Below are 23356 nucleotides of genomic sequence, written 5' to 3' on the forward strand. Positions count from 1 at the left end.
GTGGTGCAGCATAGCGTAAAATCGGCCCGCCGTTGCTCGAATATTGCCCGCCGCGTCACCGTACCCCGCCTCACACAAGGTATAATGCCCCCTTCCCGGCGAAGCCTGTGTGCTTTAGCCTGCTGTTTTACGTCGATAAGGTCGTGGTTTGATGATCAACACGAAAATTTACAAGGCGGTGTACGAGCTGGCCGAAAAGCTGATGAAGGCCGCGTCCAAGGATGACCGCGCCACCTTTGAAGCGCTTTACGCCGAGCTGCAGGCGATCTGCACCGAGCATGAGAACACCGAAAAAGACCACCCCGAGCAGTGGGAAACCCTGGCCGACTTCACCGAAGAGCTGGAAGACGCGCTGCCGATCTACCAAAAGGCGCTGGACAAGGCGGTGGCCAAGCAGTCGAACGACCATCTGGCCTCGATTGGCTTTTCCATGGCCACCCTGCAGGTGGAGCTGGGCGAGCCCCAGGCCGCCATCGAAAGCTTGCAGCGCGCCCAGGCCAGCGCCCAAACGATTGAAGATAACGAGCTGAAAGCAGAGATCGACGAGCTGCTGGCCACGCTCACCAACGGTTAGGAGTCCCCTTGACCAATAACGATATTTTTCGCCGTATTCGCTATGCCTTCGATTTGAAGGAGGCCACCATCGTCAATATCTTCGCCTTGGCAGAGGTGGACGTGACGCCTGCCCAGGTAACGGCCTGGCTGAAGAAGGATGAGGACGAAGCGCTGGTGCCCATGAAGAACCGGGAGCTGGCGGCGTTTTTGAATGGCTTCATCAGCTTCAAGCGCGGCAAGCGCGAAGGCCCGGTGCCTGCGCCGGAAACCCAGCTGAACAACAACATGGTGTTCCAGAAGCTGCGTATTGCGCTGAACATGAAGGCCGAAGACGTGCTGGCGGTGTTCGAGCAGGTGGGGCTACCGCTCAGCCCCCACGAGCTGAGCGCGTTCTTCCGCAAGCCAAGCCACAAGAATTACCGCGAGTGCAAGGACCAGATGCTGCGCAACTTCCTGATGGGCGTGCAGCAACAGCAGCGCCCCAGCCAGGAGAACTGACGCCTAAGGTGATACCTTAGCCGTCGCGCTTCACGCACACGAAGATGGCATTGCCAGACGCGTTGTCCCACGGGGTGATGGTCTGGTAGTCGTGTTCGAACACGTGTACCTCGAAGTAGGGCGTCAGCAGGGCGATGAGTTCGCCAAAGCTGACCGCCACCATGGGGTGCTCGTCATTCCATACCTGGGTGACCGCAGGCGTGCTCTTTTCGATACTGAGCCGCAGCGTTTGCCGTTCCCCGTGCCCCGCATAGTGCCAACCCGAACGAAACGTGAAGCGATCCTCGCCTTGCTGGGCGGTGTGCTTGACGAACAGCGCGTTGTCGATGCGCTCCTTGTCCACGCTGTTGAAGCACAGTACGCCGCCGGTGCGCAGGGCGCGGTGGGCGCTGGCGATGCAGGCGCTCAGCTTTTCCAGGTTGGCGTTGTAGTGGATGGAGTATAAAAAGCAGGTGATCAAATCCACCGGCTCATCCACTTGGAACTGGCCCATGTCTTGCAGCGAAAAGTGAGCTTCCGGGCAGCGGGTGGCTGCCAGGTCCAGCATCGGCTGGTGAATGTCCAGCCCGCTGCTGGTGTAGCCCACATCCAGAAAATGGCGTACGTGGGGGCCGGTGCCGCAGGCCAGGTCCAAGTGCTGGCTGCCCGCGTTGCCAAACAGCTGATGCAGGCGATGAATGGCGTTACTTTGCGCGCGGTAGTCGATGTCGACGCACATCAGATCGTAATAGCCGGAAAGGTCGGTGTAGAGCGCGTTGACGGACATGGTGGCCTAACGGTGAACGCTAAAGGAAAGAGGTGGCGCATGGTATACGAGCGCTTCGTATTTGAGAAGCCGGGTTTGGCTAGCCAACGGAGAGGGCAATGATACATATTCGAACCCGCCCGCCGTTTATACGCCCGTTTCGGGTTCGAGTATTGCGGGCCGTTCGGCAGCTACCGGCTTGACCCCAATAGCTGTTTCATGCGGCTATGCCTGGGCGAGAGCTGAAAAGGCTAATATCACCGGGCCTGGTGCAGGGTGCCCGGTGATGGGTTGTGGAGACAGCTTTTCACGTTAGCCGCTTACGGTAGCCCATCAAGAAAGCTGGTCGGCGAAGTCATGGTTGACGTCCCGATGGCTCGCCTCGTCGGCACGTACGGCGATCACCACGTCGCGCAACCGCGCATCCTGGGGTAGCTTCCAGTAATCGATGGCGATTTGGGGCGCCGGGATGTTTTCGTAATCGCCTCGGTCGATACCTTCCAGGTATTCGGTGTAGCTATAGACGGCTTCCTCTTCCAGGTAGCCGACCACGCGGTGGGCGGTCTTGCTGGAGCATAAATACAGCAGGAAAAACAGATTAAAGAACATGCCTTGGGCTACGAGAATGAGGAAGCGCTCGAAACGGTTGGGCTTGGCGACCTCGATAAAGGTCATCAGGTGCATGCGCTCGTTTTCCGCTTCATCCAATAGGGTACGAATCCAGCCATCATCATCCTTGATGCGCCGAATGGCATGCAAGTGCTGTATCGCCCCTCCCACCATGCCGGGCACGGCGGCCACTGTTTCCAGAATGACGGCACGATGGCCGTAACGGCCGGCAAAAAACTTGTCGGCAAAAAAACGCATGAATTTCACGACTCGGTAGGCAATGCGGTCTGACAGCCCCTGAGGTTGGTGATGTGTGTATTGTTCGCCAGGCCTCGTGTGCTCATCATGACTGTTCATGGTCTACTCCTTGCAGGTAAAATTTTAATGTATGACTTCTGTATGGCTTTTGGGTTCGTCGCTTGAGCATCTTTTTGCCACTGCGGTGAAAGATTGACGTCGCTGGCAGCGATGGGCGCTGAAATGCTAAAGAATCCTTGCGACTTTCCGATAATAAAGAGGTACGTCTTTTCTTAGCCACTAATGAGTCTGCCATGCCCAAATTACGTGCTCTGTTGTTGTCCGCTGCCTTGTTGATGCTTACCGCAACGGCTCAGGCATCTGTGCAGGCAGCAGAGGAGGCGGCGCTGGCGTGGTTGGTGAAGATCGATAACAGCGAGTATGAACAGGCATGGGAAGCCGCTTCGCCACTGCTGCGTACACCGCTTTCTGCTGCCATGCTTGAACGCACCGTTGCACTGTCGCGTAAGGACTTTGGCTCGGTGCAATCGCGCCGCCGAGTGCGCGTTTCGCAGTACACCTCCATGCCCGGCGCTGAACGGGGCGACTTCAAGGTCGTTACCTTCCAGACCCAGTTTGCCAACCGCCCGCGGGTGGTGGAAGTGGTGACCCCGCATCTGGAAAACGGCACCTGGCGGGTCAGTGGTTACTATATCGAGTGACGGCTGGGTCAATCAGCCGCTAGCCTATCACACGATCATCCCCGCCAATGCCTGCATGACCAACACGATGACCAGCACCGCGCTACCCAGTGCGAGGCTGGTCATCAGCGCATGGCGCTTCCACAGAGTTTCAACCCGTTTGCCATAGCGTTTCACCAGCCAGGCCAGCCCGTAGTAGCGCAGCCCGCGTGAGAGCAGCGCCGCCAGCACGAATAGCAGGATGGGGTAACCGGAGAGCCCGGCGGTAATCATGGCCACCTGGAAGGGGATGGGAAGAATGCCGATGGCCAGAATCGCGGCAAACCCGTAGCGGTTGAAGAAGCCCTGAAACGCCTGATAGCTCTCCTCCATGCCCATGAACTCGATAAACCAGGTCCCCAGCGATTGATAGAGCACCATGCCCACGCTATAGCCCACCAGCGACGCCACCAGGCAGCCCAGCGTGGTGGCCGTGGCAATCGCCCAGATCCGCTGTTTGTTCACCGCCATCAACGGGATCAGTACCAGCTCGATGGGCACGGGCAGTATGATGGTTTCCAGAAACGAGAGGGTGGCGATCAGCCAGAGCATGTGTTTTGAGCCGTTCAAACGCTCCAGCCAGTGCTGGGTACGGGTAGAGATCAGCGCCATCGTGTCCTCCTGACGTAACTGGCATGGCCGACTGGCGGCGGCGCACATGAGGAATGTGCGGGGTTGTCGTGTAGAGTAGACTGTGACTCACATGAGTGATCATCATATCGTCATCATTCCGGCAGAGCCTCATTATCTGCTCACTGCGCAGCAGGTAGCCCAGGCCAAGGCTGCGTTGTGGCAGTGGATGCCCGAGGCAGAGAGTATAGACGAGCAGGTATCGAAGCATGTGATGTTTCATGACTGTGGCAGCAACTTCGAGTACGTGCGCTGTCACCTGTGCGCGCAAGAGCTGACCCTTCCTGAGTGGCATCTCCTGATGGATCAGGATTACGACGCACAGCGTGGCTTTGCGCTCCTTCCTCAGACGCTGCCGTGCTGTGGCAGTGTCGCCAGCGTGCACCAGCTCGACTACTCCTTCCCCCAAGGGTTCGCTCGGTTTTCGCTCACGGCCATCAACCCCAGAACAGGGGCCATGAGCCCTCAACAGACCGAGTCGCTGCAAGGCCACCTGGGGCAACCCTTGCGGGTGATTTACCGGCATGTGTAGTGCGCAAGATTCGGGTAGGTGTCGGGCCTTTCACTGGGTAAGCTTTAGCGAGCATCAGCCTCTTTTTGCCCCTTTGCCCGTGAGATGGACGCGATGAACGACTACGCCCGTATCGAAAAAGCCATGGCCTTCATGGTGGCCCACGCCGCCCAGCAGCCGAGCCTGGAGGCGGTGGCCGAGCAGGTACACTTGAGTGCGTTCCATTTTCAGCGGCTGTTCAGCCGCTATGTAGGGGTGAGCCCGAAGCGCTTTTTACAAGCGTTGACGTTGGCGCGGGGCAAGCAGTTGATTGCTTCTTCCCAGAGCCTTGCCGACACCGCCGAAGCGCTGGGGCTGAGCGGCGGCTCGCGGCTTTACGATCATTTCGTGACGCTGGAGGCGGTCACGCCGGGGGAGTTCAAGCGCCAGGGGGAGGACGTGGAAATTGCTTATGGGGTTCACCCCACGCCGTTTGGCCAGGTGCTGGTCGCCACCACCCCGAGAGGCATTTGCCGCATGGGCTTTCTGGCAGCGACACCCGAAGCGGAGATTCTGGCGCAGCTGGCCGCCGAGTGGCCGCGCTGTACCTTGTGCCACCAGCCGGACGCCACGCGTTACGCCGTCGAGGCGCTGTTCGAACCGCCGCGCCGCGCCGCGCCTGGGGCACTTTCGCTGCATGTGCGGGGCACCAACTTTCAGCTCAACGTGTGGCGGGCGCTGCTGATGATCCCGGACGGGCAGCTTGCCAGCTACTCCCACATCGCCCAGTGGCTGGGGGCGCCGAAATCGTCTCGGGCGGTGGGTAACGCGGTGGGCGCCAACCCCGTGGCGCTGTGGATTCCCTGCCACCGGGTGATTCAGCAAAGCGGCGCCCTGGGTGGCTACCGCTGGGGGCTGGAGGTGAAACGCCAGGTGCAGGCCTGGGAAGTGGCCCAGCATCTGGAATCCTCGGAAAGCGCTTGAAGCGAGTGACCGGCTAGTGCCCAGCTAGCGCACGCTAATGTCCAAATATGGACCAGCCCGTGCGTTGCACGAACATCTCCAGGGCGCGCACCCCCAGAAGGCTGTTGCCGTAGCTATCCAGCCCCGGCGACCAGACGGCCAGCGAGCCGCGCCCCGGCGCAATGGCCAGAATGCCGCCGCCCACGCCGCTCTTGCCCGGCAAGCCCACACGGAAAGCAAACTCCCCCGAGGCATCGTAGTGGCCACACATCATCATCAATGAGTTGATTCGGCGTGCCCGCTGGGGCGACACCACCCGCAGGTTGCTGGGGCGGTTGACGCCGTCGGAAGCCAGAAACAGCCCGGCGTGGGCCAGTTGCTCGCAGCTCATGGCGATGGCGCACTGGTGAAAGTAGGTGCCAAGCACTTTGTCCACGTCGTGGCGCAGCCGCCCAAAGGCTTTCATGAAGTGCGCCAGCGAGGCGTTACGGTCCTTGTGCTGCATTTCCGAGGCGGCGACCTGATGGTCGAAGCAGATGCTGTTGTCGTCGGCGATATAGCGCACGAAGCTCAATATTTCGGCCAGGGTTTCCTTGGGGGCGTGGCCCATCATGATGGCGTCTACCACCGCAATGGCCCCGGCATTGATGAACGGGTTGCGCGGTTTACCGCTCTCGTGTTCCAGCTGCACGATGGAGTTGAAGGGGTCGCCGGAGGGTTCGCGGCCGACGTTGGACCACAGCGCATCGCCGAGCTTGCCCAGGGCAATGGTCAGGGTGAAAACCTTGGAAATACTCTGAATCGAGAACGGCGTGGTGGCGCAGCCCGTCGAGAAGCGCTCGCCCTCTACGGTGGCCAGGCTGATGGCAAACTGGTTGGGATCGACCTGGGCCAGTTGGGGAATGTAGTCGGCCACCTTGCCGCGCTCGGTGGCGTGGGATAGCTCGTCAGCAATCTCGTTCAGTAGCGTTTGCATCTCGGGCGTCGTTGTTTGGCAGCGGGAGCCGCTACCCTAGCGGAAAAAAGCCCAGCTGTCTGCTGGCGGCAGCCCGCTGAGGCGCTGCGCAATAACCTTGATAACCCTTTGAGTTGATAAACATGCTGTTTGCAGTGGGAGCCCTTGCAGCGGGGCCGGTGGCATCTACACTGCAGCCTGAACCCTGCCCGGTCAAAGGAGGTTTCATGGATAGGATATCCAACGCGGGGCCGCTGATGCTCAAGGTGCCGATGAAGTCCATGGCGGTGGTGCTGGACCCCGCCGATGCCAACGATGTGCTGGAGCATACGCCCACCCCCTTTTCACCCAATGAGCAGGCCAAGCACAGTGCCCTCAGCCACTTCGAGCCGGGGTTCTCGCTGATTTCCGAAGGAGAGGCCCGCGAGCAGCGCAGGGCGCTGAACGAGCGGGTTCTGCAAAGCGATTGTCCTCACCATGATGCTTCCCAGGCGTTCGTGCAGGTGGTGCAGGAAGAGGTCACGGCGCTGCTGGAGCGGGTCGCCACCCGCTATGACGAGCTGGATTGGCCGACCTTTCTGCTGACCTGGGACCGCATCGTTCGTCGCGTGGTGCTGGGCGACGCCGCCGCCGATGACCGCGTACTGACCGAGGAGCTGACTGCTCTGCGCAAAGCGGCCAACTGGGGCTTTTTGCGCCCCAAGCGCCAGCGCCTGCGCAAGCGCTTCGAGCAGCGCCTGGCGTATTACCTGCGTGAAGCGGCACCCGGCAGCCTGATGTCTGCGCTGGCTCCGCAGTGCCCTGGCCGAGAGCAGGCACCGTTGCAGCAGGTGCCTCAATGGCTGTTTGCCTTCGAGCCGGCGGGCATGGCGACCTTCCGCGCCCTGGCGCTGCTCAGCGCGCATCCTGATGTCGCGGCGCAGGCGCTGGCCAAAGCGCAACAGGGCCACCCGCTGGACGATTTCAAGGCCACCCTGTTGGAAGCGCTACGCCTGTGGCCCACCACGCCGCTGCTGCTGCGCCAGACCACCCAGCCAACCCAGTGGCAGGCGGGCACCATGCCCGCCAATACTTCGGTACTGATTCACGCACCCTACTTTCATCGCGACGAGCGCTACCTGCACGCCGCCCATCGCTTCACCCCCGAGCTCTGGCTGACGCCGGAAGGCCATAGCCACACCCAAACGCCTTGGCCGCTGGTGCCGTTCAGCGGTGGGCCGGGTATCTGCCCCGGCAGGCATGTGGTGCTGCTGGTGACCAGCCACTGCCTGGCTGCCCTGTTGGGGCAGGCCAGCATCGTACTTCATCCCCCGGAAAAGCTCTCCGCAGAGGCCCCATGCCGGGCCTGCTGAGCCCGTTCCATTTGCGCTTTCGGGTGCATCGTCGCCAAGCGACATCAGAGGCGAGTCGATAGAGCATTAGTCGATCAGCCCGTGCTCGTCGTAAAACGGGAAAGGCCCAGGATAGCGCTCGATGAACCCCTGGTGCGTCACCATGCCATTGGTCGCTGACCATTGGTGAAGCAGGTAACCGGGCGGCTCCATTTGAAAGTGAGCGGGGCCGCCTGGAGTAAGATCCAGGCTGACCTGGTGGGAAACCCCCGGGCAGCTAATGGCCAGGGTACGGGCAAAGCGCGCTTGAATTGAGCGGTGCAGATGCCCGCATAGCACGCGCTCGACCTGGGCATGGCGAGCAATGACGCTGGCCAGGGCGTCTGGATGCTTCAGCGGCTGAGCGTCCATATGTCCAATGCCGCTCATGAACGGATGATGATGCACCATCACCAGCGTTGGTTTGTGGGGTTGCTGGGCAAGCGTTGCCTCCAGCCAATGCAGGCTCTCCTCGCTGAGTTTCCCGTGGGGTTTACCGGGAACAGAAGAATCGAGCCCCACGAGCCGCACCGGATACTCCTCCACCACCCACTGCACGGCGTCGCGGTTCTGAAACAGATAGTGATGTTCGGGAAATGCGGCGCGTAGGTGAGCGCGGTCGTCATGATTGCCGGGAATCAGATACACGGGCAGCGTCAACTCGGCAAGAATCTGCTTGAAGGTAGCGTACTCGTCAGGCTGGCCAAAATCGACCAGGTCACCGGTGATGAGTACCAGGTCAGGCCTAGGGGCGAGCTGGTTGAGCGTGTCGATGGCGTGACTCAGCGCACGGGCGGTATCCACCTGGCGATAGGAGCGTTTGCCGCCCGCCTTGATATGTGGGTCGCTGATCTGTGCGATGAGACATGAAGAAGGGTCGGGTATCGTAGTGTCGAATCCGTCATTAGCCATTGACCACCTCCTGAGTGCGTACCGAAGGCGTAGGCCTGTCGGGATGAAAAAGTACGTGGGCGGGTAGCGCAAGGCTAATGATGGCATCGTGGGAGTAGCGCTGGCGGGAAGAGGCTTCGACCTGAAGGGGGGCAGCGCCACCGGTGTCGACCATCAATCGTTGCGTCTGACCCAGAAAAATGCTTTGTACTACCTTGCCGCGTATGTCCGCTTGGGCAGCGGGGACGACCTGTATGTCTTCAGGGCGGCAGTAGACCGTGGAAACTCCCGTCAAATGCGGGGCCACGAGTTCGCCACCGTGGACGGCCAGCCCGCCATCGGTGCGGGTAGTGATCACCTCGAGGCAGTTGACCGCGCCAATGAAATCGGCCACGAAGGCATTGGCAGGCTGATGGTAAATTTCTTGAGGAGAGCCCAACTGAGCAATGCGGCCAGCCTGCATGACGGCGATGCGATCACCCAGGGCCATTGCTTCGTCCTGGTCGTGGGTGACGTAGACGGCGGTAGTGCCCAGCTCACGCAAGAGCTGGCCAATTTCGATCCGTAACCGATCGCGTAATTTGGCGTCCAGAGCGGCCAGTGGTTCATCGAACAGAAGTACTTTTGGCCTTACGGCAATGGCACGGGCGAGCGCCACACGCTGCCTCTGGCCTCCAGAGAGGGCGTCGATACGCCGCTCTCCAAAGCCTTGCAAGTCCACCATGCGCATGACGTCATCGAGTCTTTGCTCAATCTCGGCGCGGGGGAGACGCTGTATTTTCAAGCCATAGGCAATATTGTCGGCCACGCTCATGTTGGGGAATAGCGCGTAGTTTTGAAACACCATGCCCACATCGCGTTTCTCGATTGGTAACGCCGTGACGTCGCGCTTGCCAAACTGAACGCGTCCACCCTTGTCGGGGCTCTCCAGGCCGCTGATGATGCGCAGGGTCGTTGTTTTGCCACAGCCTGATGGCCCAAGCAGGACGAGGGTTTCGCCTGCTTCGATGTGCAGGTCCAGTGGTTGCAGGGCCGTGTTGCCGCCAGCGAAGGTGCGGCTGCACTGGGTCAGGGTAATGCTGACAGATGAACTCATGATGGTTTCTCGCATCAAGCAATCAGGCGTTAATGGTAGTGGTAGGCTCGGTCGTTCAGTGGCGTCGGGTGAGCTTGCCAGCCCACTGAATCGCCACTAGCAGCGGTATGACCATGACAAGAAAGATCAACGTATAGGCCGAGCCCACTTCCAGGCGCATGGAGGCGTAGCTGTCGGCTAGGCCGACAGGCAGTGTCTTGGTCAGTGGCGTATGCAGCATCCAGGTAATGTTGAATTCGCCAATCGACAGGGTCACCACCATCAATGCGCCTGCCAGAATGCCGCTCATGCTGTTAGGGATGACTACGCCGAAAAAGCGTTGCCTGACATTTGCGCCCAAACTGGCCGCAGCCTCCTCAAGTTGAGGAAGCTTGGCGGTTTGCATGACGGCAAGCACTGCACGCACCATGAACGGGAGCGTAAAGAGCACGTGGCCCACTAGGATGAATAACCAGCTGCTCCGAAACTCACGATAGCTGCCATACGCCAGCAGCAGCGCCAGGGCGGTGGCCAGCCCAGGGACAGCCACCGGTAACAGCAGTAATTCTTCAATGGCGTTGGCCCAGCGCCGACGGCTGCGCAGCAGGCCATAAGCCGCTGGTACACCAATCACGACCGTGATCAGCAAGCAGGCAAGTGCCAGTTGGATGGAGAGCAAGATGGTGTCGGCATAGAGTTGCCAGACCTCGTTGACCCAGCGCAGGGTCAACCCACTCTCCAACCCCAAGAAGTAATTTTCGGTCAGCCCCGCCACCACCGACATGGCAACGGGTACGATCATGAACAGGCACACCAGTAGGGTGAAGCTCAGCTGAAGCGTGAAGCGTAGGCGAGATTTCATGCCGAAGCCCCCAGATTGCCGCCAGCCAGCCTGCGAGCAAGACTCAGTGCCAGCCAGGTGATGACGCCCAGCACGACGGAGAGTGCGGCTGCCATGGCGAAATTGGCGTAGTTGGTGAATTCACCGTAGATGTTGAGGGGCAGAATGCTCAGGCGTGTGCCAAGCGTAAATGCCGTACCAAAGGCGCCCATGCTGGTCGCAAAACAGATGGCGCCGGTGGACAGCAAGGCGGGGGCGATGCCGGGTACGATGACGTCCTTGGTGACTTGCCAGGTGTTGGCGCCCAGTGATCGGGCGGCTTCCTCGAGGCTTCTATCCAGGTTGTCACAGGCGGCCATCACGGTGGTGATCACGCGGGGAATCGAGAAGTAGAGGTAACCGATGAACAGCCCGGCCAGCGAGTAAGCGAACATCCAGCGCTCACCAAACAGCCACAGGCTGGTCTGTGCCAGAGCCCCTTGTCGTCCTCCCAGCATGATGACCAGAAACCCCACGACGACGCCCGGAAAGGCCAGCGGAAACGTGAGAATCGCCACCAGGACCGATTTGCCGAAAAAGTGATGGCGAGCGAGAAAGAAACCGGCAATGCCCGCGATAGCCACCGCCGTGAAGGAGACAATCAGCGAAATACCGATGGTGTTTGCCAAACTGATCAAATACTGGCGATGGGTGAGAATGGTGAGATAGGCGCTGATGCCACTACTGCGATCTGCTTCGGCCCCCATGACGATCAGTCGAGAAAAAGGCAGCAACCAGAAGGCGCAGAAGATGACCAGCGCTGGCAGCAAGGTCAGCAGCGCGGGAAGGTAAAGACGTAATGCATGACCTGAGCCACCTGGTCGTTGACGCAAGTAAGAAGCAGCCCCTGAGGGCTGCCTGGATGCCGCAGTCATGATTAACGCACCTCCGACAGATACCGCTCGGAGAAGCTGCGCTGGGCAGCCGCCATGGCGGTGTAGTCGACGGCTTCGGCGCGGGCGTAATCGCTATCCGGTAAGAAGACTTCCCGAGCTTCGGCGGAGATGGCGCTTTCACGTACCGGGCGTAGATAAGCATCGGCCCATACGGCTTGACCCTGGTCGGAAAGCACGAAATCGAGCACCCGTTGGCCGTTCTCCGGGTTCGGACCCTCTTTGACCAGGCTCATCACGTAAGGTACGACTACGCTACCTTCTTCAGGAATGACGAACGCCACGTTGGCCCCATCGCCATGACGAGCACGGTAGGCGTTGAAGTCGTAATCCAGCAGAATGGGAATTTCACCGGAAAGTACACGCGCATAACTGGTTTGCTTGGGCACGATGGGGGCGTTGTTGGCGAGTTCGTTGAAGTAGTCGATTGCCGGTGTAAAGTCATCGAGGTCACCACCCATGGCCAGGTTGACAGCCACGGCTCCTACATAACCCACGAAAGCGCTGGCGGGGTCGAGATAACCCACCATGCCGCGATATTCGGGCTTGAGCAGGTCTTCCCAGGATGTGGGTACCGGTGCGCCATCCAGGGCATCGACATTGACCATGAAGCCAAGGGTGCCTGAGTGAATGGCGAACCAGTTACCCTCGGGGTCCTTCAGACCTTCCGGAATCTCATCCCAATGGGCGGGCTGATAGGGTGTCACCACGTTCTCTTCCATGGCTTGAATGCCAAAGGTCACGCCATAGTAGACGACATCGGCTACCGGGCTACCGGCTTCCGCCACCAGTTGGGCGAGTGATTGGCCAGAATTCTTGTTGTCCTGAGGAACGCGTATGCCGGTTTCCTGTTCGATCAATCGCAGTTGAGTGCCCCAATCCGCCCATTCCGGTGGGCAGTTGTAGCAAATGGCGCTATCGCTGGACTGAGCAATAACGCCCCCCGATGCACTGATCACTGTCGTGGCGAATACCGCTTGATAAAGACGCTTGAGATTCATGATGTGCTCCTCTGAGAAGTGCCTAACGTGGACTTGCTGGGTGTCGGCATAGCGACGCTTTCGCCCTCACGCAGTGCGTGGGGCAGGGGAGCAGGGATACAGTTCTCTCCCCGAATCTTGGCTAACAGAACATGAACGGCGGTGCGACCGATCTCGGCACGGGGTTGCTCGATGGTGCACAGTGAAGGGTAGAGGTGTTTGCCCAGGGCAATCCCATCGAAGCCCATGACGGATAGATCGCCGGGTACACTAAAGCCCCCGCGCTGTAGTTTGCCCATCAGGCTGATGGCGAGCAGATCATTGGTACAGATCACGGCCGTGAGCGCATTCACACCCGACAGCTCCGGCATCAGGCTTGCGAGGTCTGCTTGGGTATGACGCGCCATTTCCACCAGAGGGCGAGCTTCGAGCCCTGCCTGGGCCATGGCATGGCAGTAGCCTGCATATCGCTGTTTCGCTCGGTCCGACTGAAGCAACGGGCCCGCCACCATGCCAATGCGCGAGTGACCCAAGGCCATCAGATGCTGGGTAGCATCCATACCGGCAGCGTGATTATCGACGCCAATCGAGTCGAAACCGCTGTCGGCAGGTGGGTTATAGACCAACAGGCAGGGGGTGTTTTCCAGCCGCAGCTTCTCCAATACAGCGCTATTGCCAGCATCGGCAACGGTGAGTACCAAGCCGTCGACGCGCTGGCGCAGCATCTCTTCGACGATGTCACTCTCGCGCCCTGGCGAGTATTCACTGGTGGTCACCAGTAATGAGTAACCGCACGTGCGGGCAGCCACTTCCATGGCTTGCAACTGCTCTGCAAATACCGGGTTATCGAGACTGGGCACCATCACGCCGATCATCAGGGTGGCTTGGGAGCGCAGCTGTTGAGCGACTTTGTTGGGCCTGAATGCCAACTGCCTGGCCGCATCGAAAACGCGCTCTCGCGTCGTCGGGCGTACCAGATCAGGCGTGGAAAAAGCGCGGGCCGCCGTCGCCCTAGAGACCCCGGCAAGCTTGGCCACACTGAGCAAATCAGCCATGCAAAAGTACCTGTCTTTGAGGTAATGAGATCGATCTCATTTGTTGGGTACTAGGCTAGAGGGGGTATGTGACGTCTCTATGTCGGGAATATGTATTTTTGGCTTGGTTATGATGACAAGGCCACGAAGCCCGCATCCCTCGGGCCTTGATAAGCGAGTTTTCGTCTGGGACATTGCGCTCACCCAACGGGCTGGCTACAGTCTCGCTCCAGATCACTATGGCAACTTCTCTTCATGACCACACTGATGATTCAAGGCACCACCTCGGATGCAGGCAAAAGTACCGTGGTGGCGGGGGTGTGCCGTGTTTTGCAGCGCCGGGGGTTCTCGGTGGCTCCGTTCAAGCCCCAGAACATGGCGCTCAACAGCGCCGTGACCATCGATGGCGGAGAGATTGGCCGCTCCACTGCGCTTCAGGCCCAGGCGGCGGGGGTGATGCCGCACAGTGACATGAACCCGGTACTGCTCAAGCCGGAAACGGACCGGGGTGCCCAAGTGATCCTGCGGGGCAAGGTACATGGCCATATGGATGCGCTGGATTATCACGCCTTCAAACGTACCGCCCAGGAGAGCGTGATGGCCGCCTGGCAGGCGTTGTCACAGCGCCATGAGGTGATCATTGCCGAAGGGGCGGGGAGCCCGGCAGAGATCAACCTGCGCAAGGGGGATATCGCCAACATGGGCTTTGCCGAAGCCGTGGATTGCCCGGTACTGCTGGTGGGCGATATCGACCGTGGTGGGGTGTTTGCCCAGCTGGTGGGCACCCTGGCGCTGCTGAGCGACAGCGAGCAGGCGCGGACCAGGGGGTTCATCATCAACCGTTTTCGGGGGGATATCGGGCTACTGGAGCCGGGGCTCGAGTGGCTGACGGCGCGCACCCGCAAACCGGTACTGGGTACGTTGCCCTATCTGCCCGGGCTGCTGTTGGATGCCGAAGACAGCATTGGCACGGTGCAGGTAGAAAAACAGCGCGACACCCTGAACGTCATCGTGCCTGCCTTGCCACGCATCAGTAACCACACAGACTTCGATGCCTTGCGCCTGCACCCGCAGGTGTCGTTGAGCTTTATCGGGCCGGACCAGCCGATACCGGCAGCCGACGTGATCATCCTGCCGGGCAGTAAAAGCACCGCCAGCGACCTGACCTGGCTGAAGCGCCAAGGGTGGGAGGCTGCCATTGCCAGGCACTTGCGTTACGGGGGCAAGGTGCTGGGCATTTGCGGCGGTTTTCAGATGCTGGGGGAGTGGGTGGACGACCCCGAAGGGCTGGAGGGAGCCGCCGGACGGGTGGCGGGCCTGGGCTGGCTGGCGCTTTCGACGCGCATGGCCCCGGCCAAGCAACTGCGCAACGTGCACGGAGTGCTGGCCGGTAGCCAAGTGCCGGTGAGCGGCTACGAAATCCATCACGGCGTGAGTGAGGGCAAGGCGCTGGAGCGCCCGCTCTTCGACCTGGGTGGCCATTTTGATGGGGCCATCAGCGAAGATGGGCAAGTGTTGGGGACCTACCTGCACGGGTTGTTCGACCACCCCGATGCCTGTCAGGCCTTGCTGGAACGGTTGGGGCTGGCCAGCGCCAGTCGCATCGATTACACCGCCCACCGTGAACAGGCGCTGGACCGCCTGGCCGATACGCTGGAGGCGCACCTGGATATCGAAGCAATACTGGCCTTGCTGAGGTGAAGGCAAACATTTACTTTTCTGGGCTTGCTTTGCGTGCCCGCTTGGCCATCAGGGTAATTTCTACCTGGCTGCCACCGCAGATATGCGGGGATTCGGTGCAAGTTCGTGCGGGGTAGCGTCCTGGTTCAAAGAAGTCAGCATAGACGCTGTCCAAAGCGCTAATCTGTTTCAGATCCGCCAAGTGAACATCTACCCTCACGACATCCGCGAGGCTACCGCCTTCCTGCACCAGCATGCGTTCCAGCTCACGCATCACCAAACGGGCCTCTTCTTTCACATCACCACGGGCTACGTCGCCATTGGAGAGATCGGCCACGGTAAGGCCAGAGATAAACGCGTAGTGGTCGTCGATTACCATGTGGCTGCCCGGAAAGTCGGGTTTAGGCAGAGTAGGATCGTTGATGAACTGTGTCATGTGTTCTCCTTGGCAATACAAACATGCCTTGCCCATAGTGCGACTATGCCATGACCACTGGGTTCCATCGAAACAGGCTGGTGTCTCCCCGCGCTTTGCTCTACGCTGGCGGGCTTTTATAGCCCGCCAGCGCTTATTGAAGGGCGGGGTAGATGAACGCAACGAGAGGGCGTCATGAAGGTAGTCCATGTAAGTGAACGTGCCCAGCGGGATGCGTGTTTGGCCAAATTGTGTGCTGAAGTCTATGGCCAGGCGGCAGGGTTGACGCCGCTGGTGGTCTTCACCGGTACTCGGAACGTGCTGTTTGCCCAGGAAGGCGCGCGCTTGCTGGCGGGGGTGGATGGCAACGGCAAGCCGCTGGCCCTGGCGCTGCTGGTGCTGGACGAGAAAGGCCAGGGCATGACCGTCACCCATGCCTGCGAGCTGGTGGAAGGGGCCAAGGCCCGCCTGCTGAGCGAACTGAGCCTGAAGGCGCCGCTACGTGTCGAGGTGAGCAGTGAGCAGGAGGAGGCGTTCTACCAGCAGTGCGGGTTCAAGCGCTGGTGGACCACGGCGCAGGGCCAGCGCGTTGGGCTTGTGGCGCGCCATCCTGCCAGCCATGTGGATGAGCTGGCGCCCACCCTGGAGCTGGACGAGGCGTTGATTCTGCGTCGTTTCAAGCACGACGCGCCCGCTTTCGGCCAGGCCAAGGAAGCCTTCCTGGCGGGCTTGAATCAGTTCCCGGCGTCTTTGTAGCCTTCAGGTGGAACGGCGTGTTCCACGTTTGAGAACCTGTTTGCACGTTGTTGTCACGAAGCGTCGTCAAGTTCAGGGTAAAATGGCTTCCTCAATAGTGATGGTTATGAGGAATTTGCATCATGGCGCTTGCGATCATGGATTCGACGTCTCGTTACGGCCTGGTGAGTCGTGCGTTGCACTGGGGCATGGCCCTGCTGTTCGTTTGGCAATTCAGTGGCGCTGGGGCACGGGTGCTGCTGGAAGATACGGCCATTGAAAGCTTCTTGTGGGGCACTCATCGAAACGTTGGCGTGCTGCTGATGACGCTGGTGGTGCTGCGGGCGCTCTGGGCGTTGGCCAATGCCTCGCGCCGCCCGCCTGCCGTGAGCGTCATGGCCAAGCTGGGCCATCTGGCACTCTATGGCCTGATGATCGCGGTACCCACCATTGCGCTGATTCGTCAGTACGGCTCGGGGCGGCCGCTGGAGGTATTCGGCGTGCCGCTGATGTCGGGAGGCGGTGAGCGCGTGGAGTGGATGATCAACCTGGGCGGCTTGCTGCACGGTGAGCTTGGCTGGGCGCTGCTGGTACTGGTGCTGGGCCATATCGGCATGGCGGTGCTGCACCGCCGCTTGACGGGCCACAGCCTGATGACCCGCATGGCATAGCTTGCGCGCCCGTTCAGCATAGCGTCCATAAAAACGGCGTGCCTCCTGGGCACGCCGTTTTTTGTGCGCTGCAGTTGTGGTGAACAGTCGTGGTGAATAGACGTCCGCTACTTGGCCAGGTCACGCATGGCGTTTTCCAGCCCCTCCAGGGTCATGGGGTACATGCGGTCGTCGATCAGCTCGCGGATCAGGGTGGTCGAGTAGGTGTACTCCCAGGCGCGGGGTGGCATGGGGTTCAGCCACGCCAACCGGGGGAATTTATCGGCCAGCCGTTTGAGCCACACTCCGCCCGCTTCGTCGTTGAAGTGCTCCACGCTACCACCCCGGTGGGTGACCTCGTAAGGCGACATGGCGGCGTCGCCGACGATGACCACCTGGTAATCCGCGCCGTAGGTGTGCAGTACGTCCATGGTAGGGATACGCTCGTTACCACGACGCAGGTTGTTTTTCCAGACGCCTTCGTAGAGGCAGTTATGGAAGTAGTAGTGCTCCAGGTGCTTGAACTCGGAGCGCGCCGCAGAAAAGAGCTCTTCGCATACCCGGATGTGGTCGTCCATGGAGCCGCCCACGTCCAGAAACAGCAGCACCTTGACCGCATTGTGGCGCTCCGGGCGCATCTGGATATTGAGCAGCCCGGCATCGCGGGCGGTTTCACGAATGGTGCCGTCCACATCGAACTCGTCCCTGGCGCCCTGGCGGGCGAATTTGCGCAGCCGTCGCAGGGCCATTTTGATGTTGCGGGTGCCCAGCTCCAGAGAGTCGTCGTAATCGCGAAAGCGTCGCTCGTCCCACACTTTGGTGGCGCGGCGGTGGCGGGAGCCGTCTTGCCCAATTCGAATGCCTTCCGGGTTGTAGCCGTAGGCCCCAAAGGGGCTGGTGCCGCCGGTGCCAATCCACTTGTTGCCACCCGCGTGGCGCTCTTTCTGCTCGTCCAGGCGCTTCTTGAAGGTCTCGATGAGCTCTTCCAACCCGCCCAGCGACTCGATCCTGGCTTTCTCTTCATCGGTCAGCTGTTTCTCGAATTCGCGGCGCAGCCACTCGTCGGGAATCAGCGCTTCGATGGCGGCGTCCATGTCCTCGATGCCCTTGAACCAGGCGGCAAAAGCGCGATCGAAGCGGTCGAAGTGGCGCTCATCCTTCACCATGACCGTGCGCGCGACCTGATAGAACGCCTCCATATCGGCAAACACCACGCCACGCTCCACCACCGCGTGAAGGTCTAAAAGCTCCCGCAGTGAAACGGGTACGCCTGCGCGTTTGAGGGTCTCGAACAAGCCGATGAACATGGCTTAGCGCCCGCTGTTCTTCTGGCGACGCATCATGAACGCCAGGCGTTCCAGCAGGTGGGTGTCCTGCTCGTTCTTGACCAGCGCGCCGGCCATGGGCGGCAGCGCCTTGGCGGGATCGCGATGATACAGCGCTTCCTGGGCCAGCTCGTCGGCCATCAACAGCTTGAGCCAATCGACCAGCTCGGAAGTGGAAGGTTTCTTCTTCAGCCCTGGAGCGCTGCGCAGGTCGAAAAAGACCTCCAGCGCCTCGCTGGCGAGCCTGGGGGCGATGTCGGGAAAGTGAACGTCGACGATGGCCTGCATGGTCTCGCGGTCGGGGAACTCGATGTAGTGGAAGAAGCAGCGGCGCAGGAAGGCGTCCGGCAGCTCTTTTTCGTTGTTGGACGTGATGACGATGATCGGGCGCTGCTCGGCACGGATGGTCTCGCCGGTTTCATAAACGTGAAACTCCATACGATCCAGCTCCTGGAGCAGGTCATTGGGGAATTCGATGTCTGCCTTGTCGATTTCGTCGATCAACAGCACGACACGCTCACCAGCGGTGAAGGCTTCCCAGAGCTTGCCGGGCTTGATGTAGTTGCCGACGTTCTCGACGCCTTCCACGCCCAACTGCGAGTCGCGCAGGCGGCTCACCGCATCGTATTCGTAGAGCCCCTGGGCTGCCTTGGTGCTGGACTTGATATGCCAGGTGATCAGTCGAGTGCCCAGCGAAGCCGCCAGCTCTTCGGCCAGCAGCGTCTTGCCGGTGCCCGGCTCGCCCTTGATGAGCAGCGGGCGCTGGAGTACCACGGCGGCATTCACCGCCTGCTTGAGTGCATCGGTTGCGATATACGAAGAGGTAGAGTCAAACGCCATGCTGGGCCTCGGCTTGTCGAAAGCGTGATCAGATTCAAACAAGTGTACGTGAGGCTGGCCCTCCCGGCCAAGCGCCCACGGTTCAGGCCTTGTTGGGCGGTACCAGCCCAAGACGATGCATCTGGCGGTACACGGTAGGGCGTGACACGTCCAGATGGCGAGCCACGGCACTGACATTCCACTGGTGCTGGTGGAGCAGTTCGGCCAGCGGGTGGTGCTGTGGGCTGGCCTGCTGGGTCTGGTCGAGACGACGGCGGGTGATGCGTGCGCCCAGGCACTGCTCCGGCAGGTCATGCACGGTAATCTCGTCGCTTTCGGCAGTGGCCAGTGCAAATGCCAGGGCATTCTTGAGCTGGCGTATGTTGCCAGGCCAGGTGTAGGCCAGCAGGGCGCTGATGGCATCGGCTCTCAGGCGGGGCTTGTGCGCGCCTTGGCGCTCGTTGACGACCTCATCGAACACCTGACGAATCACGAAGAGCCGGTCGGCGCGTTCGCGCAGCGGTGGTAAGTGCAGTTGGGCACCGTTCAGGCGGTAGTAGAGGTCTTCACGAAACTCTCCCTGCGCAATCATGGTATCGATGTGGCGGTGGGTAGCGGTGATCACCCGGATGTCGATTTTTTCCGGTTTATTGGCGCCTAGTGGCATGACCTCACGCTCGGCGAGTACGCGCAGCAGGCGGGTTTGCAGGGCCAGTGGCATATCGCCGATCTCGTCTAAAAACAGCGTGCCGCCATGGGCCTGGGGGATCAGCCCGCGCATACCTTTTGCTCGCCCGCCGGTAAACGCGCCGGGTGCGTAGCCGAACAGCTCGCTTTCGATCAGCGCTTCGGGAATCGCCGCACAGTTCACCGCAATAAAGGGGCCATTGGCGCGGTTGCCGCTATCGTGCAGCGCACGGGCAACCACTTCTTTGCCGGTGCCGGTTTCACCGCTGATCAGCACGTTGACACTGGCTTCGTTACGCAGCCGTTCGGCCAATTTCTGCACTTTGCGTATAGCGGGGTCGTCGGCCCCCAACCGTTCTAGCGCTGTTGGCAGCGAGGAGGCGGGCTTTCCGAGTGGCGCGATGCGCGGCCTGCGCGGCTCCAGCAGGCTAATAAAGTAGATGGCGTTGCTGGCGCGGGCGCGAAACGCCCTGAGCTGGTCGTTGGTCGCGCTGTTGATACTCAGCACATCGGCAATTTCGCACTCAAACAGTTCGCTGAGCATCGGTGCGTGTTGAGCAGACCACGGCGGCCAGCGCTGTTGGTGCGCACTGATCAGCTCGCGGCCCACGGCGTTGGCGGCAATAACCTGGCCGTTCTCTTCTATCGCGATCAGCCCACGCCCGTTCACATGCACAAACTCCCGCGAGGTATCTAAGCGCACCATCAGGCAGTCGCGGTAGCGCTGCAGAAAGTAGGCGTCTTCGATCATGCGGGCGTAGAGCGTCACCAGCGATAGGCTGAAGTTCTGACTCTCATGCTGAGTGGGCGATTGCAGCGCAGAGATATCCAGCACGGCCATCACGTTGCCTTGCGGGTCGGCGATGGGGGCAGCCGTGCAGGTCAGCGAAATATGCGTGGCGTCGAAGTGCTCCTGGCGGTGGCAAATGATCGCTTGGCGGTCGTGCAGGCAGGTACCTACGGCGCAGGTACCCGCGAAGCGCTCGTCCCAGTCGGCACCCAAATAGAGGCCCGCTTTGCGTAGCTGCTGGTCTTGATTGGGATTGCCGCGAAACTCCACGGTAATGCCGCGATGATCGGTGAGCAGCAGCACGTAGCCGAGCTGGGCGATTTGCCCGTAGAGCTGCTCGACCCCGGCGCGGGCGACGTGCAGCAGCTCATCGACGGATTCCCGGTGCTCGATCAAGGTTTGCTGGGGCACCACCCGGGCAGGGCGTGGCTGCGTGGGGTCGAGTTGGTACTCGTTGAGGCAGCGTAGCCAGGAGCGGCGGATGGTGGCCTGTGCCGGTAGCTGTGGCGCATCCAGTCCTTCACCGAGCTGAAAGATGTGCTCGATATGCTGGCGCTGCACAGAGGCCAAGCGTGTCGGTGGTAGTGATGGCGTCGGCATGGCGAATCCATACAGAATTATTGTTGTACCTCCAGACTATGCGCTTTGTCGTGGGTGTCAACGAGGCTGTGTTACGCCGTTAGTCGTGCGTTACACCTGTAACGTTAGCCGTACACGAGGTGTGACAAGTGTACAGGTGGTGCGTTGGTGGATAGCAATGCGAAATTTTTTTTGTTTAAACTTTTCAATTGCTTATTGATTTTTTTACACATTTGGCACGGCGGATGCTTAGGGTTGAGTGTCTTATCGACAGTTCAACAATAACAACGACCTTGGAGTACCCGCGATGACTCACACAGAAGTAAGAACCCCAACCCACGCCACCAGCACCGTCAACGCATGGCTACAGGAGTTTGATGAGGCGCTGCAGGCAGGCGATATCCAACGCGTGCTGACGCTATTCAATGACGAATGCTATTGGCGCGACTTTTTATCCTTTACCTGGAATCTAAAAACCTGCGAAGGCCAGAAGGAAATCCAAGCCATGCTCGATGCCACGCTGGCCAATACTCAGCCCACCCAGTGGCAGCTTGACGGGGAGGCCAGCGAAAACGGCGATACCGTGGAGGCGTGGTTCACGTTTAAAACGGCCATTGCCAGCGGCAAAGGCTACCTGCGGTTGAAGAACGGCAAGTGTTGGACGCTGCTCACCACCCTGCAGGCGCTGGATGATTTTCCCGAACCGCGTAACCACCACCGCCCCAAAGGGGCCGAGCATGGTGCCAACAAACAGCGCGAAACCTGGCTGGAAGCCCGCGAGCGTGAAGAGGCTGAGCTGGGTTACACGCGCCAGCCCTACTGCGTGATCATCGGAGGAGGACAAGGCGGCATTGGCCTGGGGGCGCGGCTAAAGCAGATGGGCGTGCCTACCATCATCATCGAGCGTAACGAACGCGCGGGGGACTCCTGGCGCAAACGCTATAAATCCCTCTGTCTGCATGACCCGGTGTGGTACGACCACCTGCCCTATATTCCGTTTCCCGACAACTGGCCGGTGTTTGCCCCGAAAGACAAAGTGGGCGACTGGCTGGAAATGTACACAAAAGTGATGGAGCTCAACTATTGGAGTTCCACCACCTGCGACAATGCACGCTTCGATGAAGCCGCAGGCGAGTGGATCGTGAACGTGAAGCGCAACGGTGAGCAGATCACGCTACGTCCGAAACAGCTGGTGATGGCCACCGGCATGTCGGGCATGCCCAACATCCCCAAATTTGCGGGCGCGGAGTGTTTCGAAGGCGAGCAGCAGCACTCCAGCCAGCATCCGGGGCCAGATGCCTACGCCGGTAAAAAGTGCGTGATCGTGGGGTCGAACAACTCGGCCCACGACATTGCGGCGGCCCTCTGGGAACACGATGCCGATGTCACCATGCTTCAGCGCTCCTCGACGCATATCGTCAAGTCGGATTCATTGATGGAAGAAGTGCTGGGGCCGCTCTATTCGGAAAATGCGGTGGCGGGTGGCCTGACCCATGACAAGGCCGACCTGCTGTTTGCATCGATTCCCTACAAGGTGCTGCCCGATTTCCAGCGGCCAGCCTTCGCCGCCATCAAGCAGCGTGATGCGGCGTTTTATCAGAAGCTGGAAGACGCAGGCTTTCTGCTCGATTTCGGTGACGACGACTCAGGCCTGTTCCTGAAGTACCTGCGTCGTGGCTCGGGCTACTACATCGATGTGGGGGCCTGCGATCTGGTCGCCAATGGCGATATTAAGCTGCGCAGCGGTGTTGGCATCGAGCGTATTAATCCTCGCTCCATTACCTTGACCGATGGCAGCGAACTGCCGGCGGATCTCATTGTATACGCCACGGGCTATGGCTCGATGAATGGCTGGGCTGCACGGCTCATCTCCCAGGAGGTGGCAGACAAGGTGGGCAAGTGCTGGGGGCTGGGCTCCGACACCACCAAAGACCCCGGCCCCTGGGAAGGCGAGCTGCGCAACATGTGGAAGCCCACTCAGCAAGAGGCGTTGTGGTTCCACGGTGGCAACCTGCATCAGTCCCGGCACTACTCGCACTACCTGGCGCTGCAGTTGAAAGCGCGTATGGAAGGCCTGGAAACCCCCGTGTACGGGCTTCAGCCGGTACATCATGTGTCTTGATAGGAAGGG

At 60.3% G+C, this 23356-nt stretch carries 24 protein-coding genes; 10 read left to right on the forward strand and 14 right to left on the reverse strand.

The genetic code is table 11. The annotated features are described in order from the left end of the window. Positions 1 to 151: 151 nt before the first annotated feature. Positions 152 to 574 carry a Replicative DNA helicase gene (locus tag RVM27_RS16150; RefSeq protein WP_081138882.1) on the forward strand — a complete coding sequence of 141 codons (423 nt, stop codon included), beginning with the start codon at positions 152 to 154 and terminating at the stop codon, positions 572 to 574. Between the two features lie 8 nt (positions 575 to 582). Beyond that, positions 583 to 1053 carry a YehS family protein gene (locus RVM27_RS16155; protein WP_498956999.1) on the forward strand — a complete coding sequence of 157 codons (471 nt, stop codon included), beginning with the start codon at positions 583 to 585 and terminating at the stop codon, positions 1051 to 1053. Between the two features lie 16 nt (positions 1054 to 1069). On the opposite strand, the gene RVM27_RS16160 is transcribed toward RVM27_RS16155, so the two are convergent. Together RVM27_RS16160 and RVM27_RS16165 are read right to left on the reverse strand one after the other, a co-directional pair. Then, positions 1070 to 1819: a class I SAM-dependent DNA methyltransferase gene (locus RVM27_RS16160; protein ID WP_081138883.1), complete on the reverse strand. Its 750-nt coding sequence runs from the start codon at positions 1817 to 1819 to the stop codon at positions 1070 to 1072. Positions 1820 to 2131: 312 nt separating this feature from the next. Next, positions 2132 to 2764 (reverse strand): alternative oxidase, encoded by a 633-nt coding sequence (locus RVM27_RS16165; RefSeq protein WP_498957000.1) that lies wholly within the window; start codon positions 2762 to 2764, stop codon positions 2132 to 2134. A gap of 194 nt (positions 2765 to 2958) precedes the next feature. Between RVM27_RS16165 and RVM27_RS16170 the strand changes: the two genes are divergently transcribed. Beyond that, entirely contained in the window at positions 2959 to 3366 is a 408-nt protein-coding gene (locus RVM27_RS16170) for a DUF4019 domain-containing protein (RefSeq protein WP_081138885.1), read from the forward strand. 27 nt (positions 3367 to 3393) lie between these two features. Here the strand turns inward: RVM27_RS16170 and RVM27_RS16175 are convergent, their stop codons facing one another. Further along, entirely contained in the window at positions 3394 to 3996 is a 603-nt protein-coding gene (locus tag RVM27_RS16175) for a YqaA family protein (protein ID WP_039179656.1), read from the reverse strand. A gap of 91 nt (positions 3997 to 4087) precedes the next feature. Between RVM27_RS16175 and RVM27_RS16180 the strand changes: the two genes are divergently transcribed. Further along, positions 4088 to 4546, forward strand: a complete 459-nt coding sequence (locus RVM27_RS16180; protein WP_287804673.1) for a hypothetical protein — start codon at positions 4088 to 4090, stop codon at positions 4544 to 4546. Between the two features lie 93 nt (positions 4547 to 4639). Then, positions 4640 to 5488, forward strand: a complete 849-nt coding sequence (locus RVM27_RS16185) for a bifunctional transcriptional activator/DNA repair enzyme AdaA (RefSeq protein ID WP_498957001.1) — start codon at positions 4640 to 4642, stop codon at positions 5486 to 5488. Positions 5489 to 5522: 34 nt separating this feature from the next. On the opposite strand, the gene RVM27_RS16190 is transcribed toward RVM27_RS16185, so the two are convergent. Then, positions 5523 to 6443: a glutaminase gene (locus RVM27_RS16190; RefSeq protein ID WP_498941582.1), complete on the reverse strand. Its 921-nt coding sequence runs from the start codon at positions 6441 to 6443 to the stop codon at positions 5523 to 5525. Between the two features lie 206 nt (positions 6444 to 6649). Between RVM27_RS16190 and RVM27_RS16195 the strand changes: the two genes are divergently transcribed. Beyond that, complete coding sequence (locus RVM27_RS16195; protein ID WP_498941581.1) at positions 6650 to 7774, forward strand: cytochrome P450 family protein; 1125 nt, start codon at positions 6650 to 6652, stop codon at positions 7772 to 7774. 66 nt (positions 7775 to 7840) lie between these two features. Here RVM27_RS16195 and RVM27_RS16200 read toward each other — a convergent pair whose 3' ends face one another. Genes RVM27_RS16200 through RVM27_RS16225 form a run of 6 tightly spaced genes read right to left on the reverse strand, consistent with a single transcriptional unit; the run spans position 7841 to position 13566 of the window. Then, positions 7841 to 8704, reverse strand: coding sequence for a phosphodiesterase (locus RVM27_RS16200; protein ID WP_498941580.1), 864 nt, complete (start codon positions 8702 to 8704; stop codon positions 7841 to 7843). Further along, entirely contained in the window at positions 8697 to 9779 is a 1083-nt protein-coding gene (locus tag RVM27_RS16205) for an ABC transporter ATP-binding protein (protein ID WP_498957002.1), read from the reverse strand. The genes RVM27_RS16200 and RVM27_RS16205 overlap by 8 nt, the downstream gene beginning before the upstream one ends. A 55-nt stretch (positions 9780 to 9834) precedes the next feature. After that, positions 9835 to 10620, reverse strand: coding sequence for an ABC transporter permease (locus RVM27_RS16210; protein ID WP_498957003.1), 786 nt, complete (start codon positions 10618 to 10620; stop codon positions 9835 to 9837). Then, positions 10617 to 11513 (reverse strand): ABC transporter permease, encoded by an 897-nt coding sequence (locus RVM27_RS16215; protein WP_498957004.1) that lies wholly within the window; start codon positions 11511 to 11513, stop codon positions 10617 to 10619. The genes RVM27_RS16210 and RVM27_RS16215 overlap by 4 nt, the downstream gene beginning before the upstream one ends. Positions 11514 to 11515: 2 nt before the next feature. Then, positions 11516 to 12532 carry an ABC transporter substrate-binding protein gene (locus tag RVM27_RS16220; protein ID WP_498957005.1) on the reverse strand — a complete coding sequence of 339 codons (1017 nt, stop codon included), beginning with the start codon at positions 12530 to 12532 and terminating at the stop codon, positions 11516 to 11518. After that, positions 12529 to 13566, reverse strand: a complete 1038-nt coding sequence (locus RVM27_RS16225) for a helix-turn-helix transcriptional regulator (protein WP_498957006.1) — start codon at positions 13564 to 13566, stop codon at positions 12529 to 12531. The genes RVM27_RS16220 and RVM27_RS16225 overlap by 4 nt, the downstream gene beginning before the upstream one ends. Before the next feature lie 234 nt (positions 13567 to 13800). On the opposite strand from RVM27_RS16225, the gene RVM27_RS16230 reads away from it, so the two are divergent. Next, a complete protein-coding gene (locus tag RVM27_RS16230; RefSeq protein ID WP_498957007.1) occupies positions 13801 to 15246 on the forward strand; it encodes a cobyric acid synthase CobQ in 1446 nt (481 codons plus the stop codon). 10 nt (positions 15247 to 15256) lie between these two features. Here the strand turns inward: RVM27_RS16230 and RVM27_RS16235 are convergent, their stop codons facing one another. Next, positions 15257 to 15661: a RidA family protein gene (locus RVM27_RS16235; protein WP_081138892.1), complete on the reverse strand. Its 405-nt coding sequence runs from the start codon at positions 15659 to 15661 to the stop codon at positions 15257 to 15259. A gap of 174 nt (positions 15662 to 15835) precedes the next feature. Between RVM27_RS16235 and RVM27_RS16240 the strand changes: the two genes are divergently transcribed. Together RVM27_RS16240 and RVM27_RS16245 are read left to right on the forward strand one after the other, a co-directional pair. Then, a complete protein-coding gene (locus RVM27_RS16240; RefSeq protein ID WP_498957008.1) occupies positions 15836 to 16396 on the forward strand; it encodes a hypothetical protein in 561 nt (186 codons plus the stop codon). A 122-nt stretch (positions 16397 to 16518) separates the two neighbouring features. Further along, on the forward strand, positions 16519 to 17046 hold the full coding sequence (locus RVM27_RS16245; protein ID WP_081138894.1) for a cytochrome b: 528 nt from the start codon (positions 16519 to 16521) through the stop codon (positions 17044 to 17046). Between the two features lie 107 nt (positions 17047 to 17153). Here RVM27_RS16245 and RVM27_RS16250 read toward each other — a convergent pair whose 3' ends face one another. From RVM27_RS16250 to RVM27_RS16260, 3 genes are all read right to left on the reverse strand, one after another. After that, positions 17154 to 18332: a vWA domain-containing protein gene (locus RVM27_RS16250; RefSeq protein WP_498957009.1), complete on the reverse strand. Its 1179-nt coding sequence runs from the start codon at positions 18330 to 18332 to the stop codon at positions 17154 to 17156. 3 nt (positions 18333 to 18335) lie between these two features. Next, positions 18336 to 19190: an AAA family ATPase gene (locus RVM27_RS16255; protein WP_039179688.1), complete on the reverse strand. Its 855-nt coding sequence runs from the start codon at positions 19188 to 19190 to the stop codon at positions 18336 to 18338. 82 nt (positions 19191 to 19272) lie between these two features. Then, the gene (locus RVM27_RS16260) at positions 19273 to 21246 is read right to left on the reverse strand and encodes a sigma-54-dependent Fis family transcriptional regulator (protein ID WP_498957010.1); all 1974 of its coding nucleotides are present in this window, start codon (positions 21244 to 21246) and stop codon (positions 19273 to 19275) included. A gap of 286 nt (positions 21247 to 21532) precedes the next feature. Here RVM27_RS16260 and RVM27_RS16265 point away from each other — a divergent pair, with 286 nt between their 5' ends. Then, entirely contained in the window at positions 21533 to 23347 is a 1815-nt protein-coding gene (locus RVM27_RS16265; RefSeq protein WP_498957011.1) for an NAD(P)/FAD-dependent oxidoreductase, read from the forward strand. Positions 23348 to 23356 lie beyond the last annotated feature (9 nt).

Origin of the sequence: Halomonas sp. KM007, from assembly GCF_050709225.1 — a bacterium.
Classification (GTDB): domain Bacteria; phylum Pseudomonadota; class Gammaproteobacteria; order Pseudomonadales; family Halomonadaceae; genus Vreelandella; species Vreelandella hamiltonii.